We start from the raw sequence: 5,546 nt of genomic DNA, 5'->3' as shown, positions 1-5,546 counted from the left end.
GGGACGGGCTTCAGCTTCGGTTCGGGTGGCTTCCGGGTCTTGGACGGGTCCGTCGTCTCGGCACGCCTGGCGTCGCTGGCGGCCGCGTTGATGCTGCCATCGGGATAGAGAACCAGCCGTTCGGCGGTCTTCGCCTTCTGGATTGCGCCGCGCGACAGCCCGACATGGGCGGCGTACTGGCGCTCGCTCATGCCCTGCATCGACGGCTCCGATTATCATTCAAGATCATGCGCTTATCTCGTTGATAAGCATCGCGGACAGAGCGAACGTGTCTCCAACGAAACGATGCAACTCACCTCGGAGCCACCAGAATGACCCGCCGCGCCACTGACAATTCCAAGGTCCTCGACGCCTTCATCGCCGCGAAGACCGAGATCGACGCGATGCTGCAGCGGCTCGCCATCCTGAGCGCGGACCATTTCGAGACCAGCCCCGGCGAGATCCATTGGGGGCACGTCGGCACCCTGAACCACTACCGCGACCGCCTGCGCGAGATCACCGACATGGCCTTCAGGGAAGGCGAACACGCTGAGTGAGACGACCGGCTCCCGGTCCCGCCCGCCGACTGGCGGGCTTGGACTCGTAGAAGGGCCCGCATCCCGCGCGCCCCGATACGGGAGACGACGATGACCAAGCTTTCCGATATCCAAGCCATCATCCTGAGCGCCGCCGCCCAGCGGCCCGAGCGCATCGCCCTGCCGCTGCCCGAGAGCCTGCGCGGCGATGAGGACCGACCGCCCAAAGGGCGGGTTGGACCTTCCAGTGGAAGGTCCAAAGGGACGAATGCCGCCAAGGTGGTCGGCGCGATGCTCGCCAAGGGCCTGCTGCAGGAAGTCGATGCCGACCTGCGCAAGGGCGAACCCATGTGGCGCGAAACCGGCGATGGCCACGGCGTTACGCTGGTTGCCACCGACGCGGGCCTTGCCGCCATCGGCATCGAGCCAGAGGACGCGACGACTGCGCCTGCGGGCGCGGCGGACGCGCAGGGCAACGCGCCAGTACCGGACACCGCCATCGAAACCGATCCCGCGCCCAAGGCGCGCACGCTGCGCGAGGGTACCAAGCAGGCCACCCTGATCGCCATGCTGCGCGCGCCGGAAGGCGCCACCATCGACGAGATCGCCACCGCCTTGCAGTGGAGGCCTCACACGGCGAGGGGCGCCCTTGCCGGGGCACTCAAGAAGAGGCTGGGGCTGACGATCACCTCCGAGAAGGTCGAAAACAGGGGGCGGGTGTACAAACTCCCTGCCGCCTGACGCAACTGGGCCCGACGAGTCGATGGCCGCCGTCCGGGAGACCGGGCGGCGGCTTTTCATCATCGGCCCCGGATCCGGATCGTCTCGAACAGCCGCCGCAGCAGGTAACCACGCGCCAGCGAGACGCCGACGAAGGCCAAGCCGATGGTCAGATGCTCCCCGAGCCCGGTCTCGATCCCGAACCACGGGAACACGACGATCTGCGTGGCGATGGCCAGCACATAGCCGACGACGACATTCGTCGCAGCCTCGACCATCGACATGGCGCGGGATTGTCTCATCGCAGACCCTCCGGCAGGCATTCCAGAAACGCCGTCACGAACTCCGCCGCGAGCGGCGGCACGATCGCATTGCCGTAGCCCCTGAGCAGCCCCATGCGGCCGGATATCCCATCAGCCAGCGGGAATGTTCCGGGCTCAACCGGTCGCCAGCGCCCATCGCGGCAGAGGAGCCAGTCCGGATCGCGCCAGACGCCGTCCGTCGCGCCGGTCCCGGCGGGATCGACGAGGGGTCCGTCCAGTTCAGTAGCGCCACGGTCCTGCGGCTGGCATCGGTATTGCCGGCTGCGTTGTAGCTCTCTGTGGCCGGCGATCCGGCCATCGGCGTCGGCCAGCCCGCCAACCAGACCTGTCGGCCCAGCAGCGCATTGATCGGGACATTCAGACATTCCGCACCGTCCTTGTGATCGCGCGCCGAGGCCGTGGCCCAGCCCGCCATCGCCGGGTTCCATGGCGACGGCGCCGAAGAACAGCCGCTGGCGGATATGCGGGGCGCCGATGCACGCAGCCGGCAGATCGGCCGCCGCGACGGCGTAAGATGCCGCCTCCAGCGCATCCGCCAGAGCGTCGAACCACGCCCAGCCAGCCGTGTCCGCAGCCGCTGTTCCAGCCGTTCGGCCAGACGCTCCGAGCACCGCCGCGCTGGCAACCTGCTCGCCGAAGACGAGGTCCGGGCGGCAGGCGGCAACGAGGCGCAGGAATGCGGGGGCGAGGTGGCGGTCATCGTTCTGTCCCTTGCGCTGCCCGGCCTGGCTGAACGGCTGGCAGGGCGGCGAACCGGTCCAGACCGGCCGGTCCGCGGCCACGCCGGCAAGGCGCAGCGCATGGGGCCAGCCGCCGATCCCGGCGAAGAAATGGCATTGGGTGAAGCCCCGCAGGTCGGACGGCTCCACGTCGAGGATGGAGCGTTCATCCACCTCGCCTGCGGGCAACTGGCCGACCGCGATCAGTTCCCGCAGCCAGGCACAGGCCGCGGGGTCGGAATCGTTGTAATAGACGGCCATCAGGCGGCAGCGTCTGTATCTGTGTCGGGCCCCAGCCGCTCGGCCTTCACGGCTGCGAAGGTTCGGCTGTCGCCGTCGAGGATCGCATCCTTGCCGGTCTCGGCCTGCCAGCGCTCCACGGCGACATCGACATAGGCGGGGCTGATTTCCATCGCGAAGACGCGGCGATCGTTGGCCTCGCCTGCCATGATCTGCGACCCGGACCCGGAGAACGGCTCGTAGCAAAGCCCGCCGCGTGCCACATGCTGGCGCATCGGAATCCCGAAGGCATCGAGCGGTTTCGGCGTCGGGTGGTCGGGTCGCTCGTCCTTGGCAAAGGACGGCATCTCCCAGGTCGAGGGCAGCGTCTGCTCGGCGACCTTCGGCGGGCGGTTCGGACGCCGCCAGCCCATGAAGCAGGGCTCGTGCTTCCAGAGATAGTGGGAGCGGGTCAGGACGCCGCGGTCCTTCACCCAGATGATTTGCTGATGCACGAAGGCGCCGGCCTTCTCCCAGCAGGCCTCCAGCATCGCCTGGCGGCGAGAGGCGTGCCAGCAGTACCAGGCCGCATCCTCGGTGATCGCCTCGGCAACGGCAGCGGCGATGAAGCCGTCGTAGAGCTCGGCCCCCTGCGAAGAGTCATCCCAGGTCGTGCCGTAGGACGCGGACCAGTCCTTGTTGCGGGTCGGATGGTTCGAGCCGTCGTAATCGACGAGATACGGCGGATCGGTGGCGAACAGGATCGCCCGCTCGCCGTTCATCAGACGGCGCACATCGTCAGGGCTGGTGCTGTCGCCGCAAAGCAGCCGGTGATCGCCGAGGATCCACAGGTCGCCGGTGCGCGACGCCGGATTGCGCGGCGGCTCGGGGATGGTCACCGGCGGCACGGAGCCCCCGGCGCCAGCTTCCTCGCCATCGCCTTCCGGCACGAAGGCCAGAAGCTTGTCCAACTCGCCATCCGAGAAGCCGACCAGCGACAGGTCGAAATCCTCGGCCAAGAGGTCGTTGAGTTCCGCCGACAGCAGCGCCTCGTCCCAGGTGCCGAGTTCGGTCAGCTTGTTGTCCGCTATGCGATAGGCCCGGCGCTGTGCCTCCGTCAGGTGCCCGAGCACGATCACGGGCGCTTCCGTCAGCCCCAGCTGCGTCGCCGCCAGCACCCGGCCATGCCCAGCGATCAGCTCGCCGTCCTCGGCCACAAGGCAGGGAACGGTCCAGCCGAACTCGGCCATGCTGGCGGCGATCTTCGCGACCTGGTCGGCCCCATGCAGCTTGGCGTTCTTCGCGTAGGGCACGAGGCGTGCAAGCGGCCAAGTCTCGATCCGCTCGGGGGCGAAGGCGAGGGTCATGAGGGTTCCTTGCTGAACTTCGTCCCGTTCGGGCTCAAGTTCCCGGACGGGATGCGCTACCCTTCAGGGCGCGCGGGAGGGCATTGTCGATGTGCGGACGCATCACGCTCGCAGAAATGAGCTGGGCCGAATTCCGATCCTGGCTGACGCTGGCGAGCGCGCCCCAAGGGGTGATCCCCAGCCGCTACAACGTGGCGCCGACGGCAATGGTGCCGATCGTCCGAACAGGGGAGGAAGGCCCCGAGGGCGCGCTGGCCCGCTGGTGGCTCATCCCCGGCTGGTATCGCAGCCCGCTCGCCACTTGGAAGGCCAGCACCTTCAACGCCCGCGTCGAAGAGGCGGCGCGCAAGCCCGCTTTCCGCGATGCATGGCGTCACCGGCGCTGCGCCGTGCTGGCGAGCGGCTACTACGAGTGGCAGCAGCTCCCTGACGGCAAGCACCCGCATTACATCCATCCGGCCGGCAACGCGCCGGCGCTGCTGATGGCCGGGCTCTGCTCCGAGGTGCGCCTGCCCGACTTCGAGGGGCTGACTTGCACCATCATCACCGAACCCGCACGCGGGCCGATGGCGGCGATCCACGACCGCATGCCGTTGCTGATTGCACCCCAGACGCTGCCCGATTGGCTGTCGGGGGTGGTCGGTGTAGAGGTGCCGCGGCTGCCGCTCGATGGCCTGACGTGGCACGAAGTCGGCCGCGCCGTCGGCTCGGTTCGCAACGACGATGCGAGCCTGATCGAGCCCATCGAGGTGTGAGAGCAGGTGGCTCCCGGTCGGTGGAGTCCAGCGGCGGTGGATTCCGGAGTCCAGGATATCCACCCCGGAGTCCACCATGCAAGTCTCTGTTATTGCGCTGTTATCTCATCTTGTGCGGTGGCTTCCGGCCGGGGTGGCTTCCCAAAAATCCGGCCCTGTCGCTAGCGATGCGCCGCGCTTCGCCCGCCAGCATACGAATACCGCCAGGAAGGAACCGGAAATCAGTGGGTTAGCGGGATGGCCCCCGGCTGGACTCTTGTTCGATACCGGGATTCAGCAGCCTCCGAGAACGAAAACGGGGAAAGCCGTCTCCGCGACGCACCCTCCCCATCATGCCTATGAGATAGCACGGATCTGTTGCAGCTGTCGAAAACAAAAGTGTTGCAACACTTTATGCCGCCGCAGCGACCGAAAAGAGAGTGGAGAACGCTTCAGTGTATCTCCGATCTAGTCACCGTTTGTTAGAACTTCAGTATTGGTTTGTCCAAGGCTGTTTACCATGTCCAGGACATCGATACCGGCCAAACGAATACCGACGGCAAGAATAATCAAAATTAACGTGTTAATTGCCGTAGCTACTATTCCAAAGCCAACCTGCTTCCAAAATGATGCCTGACTGCCAATGTCTGCGGCGGCCTTTTCAACCCTTGCAGTAATCGCTTCACGCTCGATGTCGGGTCGCGCATCGTCGACTGTTTGATTGGCGAATGCTATTAGGATGTCCCGCGCATCTTTTCTATACCGTTCCAGTTGGTCAGACGTCGCTGCGACCTTCGCGAACGCCAGATCGTCAGCCGGAGTCGGCGCGTTGCCATGTTCAGCAAGGAAGTCTTTTGACCAAGCCCTCTTATCCCACATTCTCCAAGTAAGTCGCTGATTTCGCTGTCGTAATCGTGATATTTCGCATATAAATCATGGCGTTGACGGC

General features: G+C 65.9%; 7 protein-coding genes and 1 pseudogene. 3 read left to right on the top strand and 5 right to left on the bottom strand.

The features are described from left to right. Positions 1-200, bottom strand: a pseudogene (locus G5V65_RS21375) (hypothetical protein); the annotation flags it as partial. Between the two features lie 111 nt (positions 201-311). On the opposite strand from G5V65_RS21375, the gene G5V65_RS21370 reads away from it, so the two are divergent. Both G5V65_RS21370 and G5V65_RS21365 read left to right on the top strand, forming a co-directional pair. Next, entirely contained in the window at positions 312-536 is a 225-nt protein-coding gene (locus G5V65_RS21370) for a hypothetical protein (RefSeq protein WP_165054558.1), read from the top strand. Between the two features lie 90 nt (positions 537-626). Beyond that, positions 627-1,256, top strand: coding sequence for a DUF3489 domain-containing protein (locus tag G5V65_RS21365; protein ID WP_165054557.1), 630 nt, complete (start codon positions 627-629; stop codon positions 1,254-1,256). 59 nt (positions 1,257-1,315) lie between these two features. Here the strand turns inward: G5V65_RS21365 and G5V65_RS21360 are convergent, their stop codons facing one another. Genes G5V65_RS21360 through G5V65_RS21350 form a run of 3 tightly spaced genes read right to left on the bottom strand, consistent with a single transcriptional unit; the run spans position 1,316 to position 3,863 of the window. After that, positions 1,316-1,537 (bottom strand): DUF7220 family protein, encoded by a 222-nt coding sequence (locus G5V65_RS21360; RefSeq protein WP_165054556.1) that lies wholly within the window; start codon positions 1,535-1,537, stop codon positions 1,316-1,318. Next, the gene (locus G5V65_RS21355; protein ID WP_165054555.1) at positions 1,534-2,538 is read right to left on the bottom strand and encodes a DNA cytosine methyltransferase; all 1,005 of its coding nucleotides are present in this window, start codon (positions 2,536-2,538) and stop codon (positions 1,534-1,536) included. Before G5V65_RS21355 ends, G5V65_RS21360 begins: the two co-directional genes overlap by 4 nt. Beyond that, a complete protein-coding gene (locus G5V65_RS21350) occupies positions 2,538-3,863 on the bottom strand; it encodes a site-specific DNA-methyltransferase (RefSeq protein ID WP_165054554.1) in 1,326 nt (441 codons plus the stop codon). Before G5V65_RS21350 ends, G5V65_RS21355 begins: the two co-directional genes overlap by 1 nt. A gap of 89 nt (positions 3,864-3,952) precedes the next feature. On the opposite strand from G5V65_RS21350, the gene G5V65_RS21345 reads away from it, so the two are divergent. After that, positions 3,953-4,618: an SOS response-associated peptidase gene (locus G5V65_RS21345; RefSeq protein WP_165054553.1), complete on the top strand. Its 666-nt coding sequence runs from the start codon at positions 3,953-3,955 to the stop codon at positions 4,616-4,618. Positions 4,619-5,065: 447 nt separating this feature from the next. Here G5V65_RS21345 and G5V65_RS21340 read toward each other — a convergent pair whose 3' ends face one another. Then, entirely contained in the window at positions 5,066-5,476 is a 411-nt protein-coding gene (locus G5V65_RS21340; RefSeq protein WP_165054552.1) for a hypothetical protein, read from the bottom strand. Positions 5,477-5,546 lie beyond the last annotated feature (70 nt).

The organism is Paragemmobacter kunshanensis, assembly GCF_011059185.1.
Lineage (GTDB): Bacteria > Pseudomonadota > Alphaproteobacteria > Rhodobacterales > Rhodobacteraceae > Paragemmobacter > Paragemmobacter kunshanensis.
This window is presented reverse-complemented; position numbering and strand designations above follow the sequence as displayed.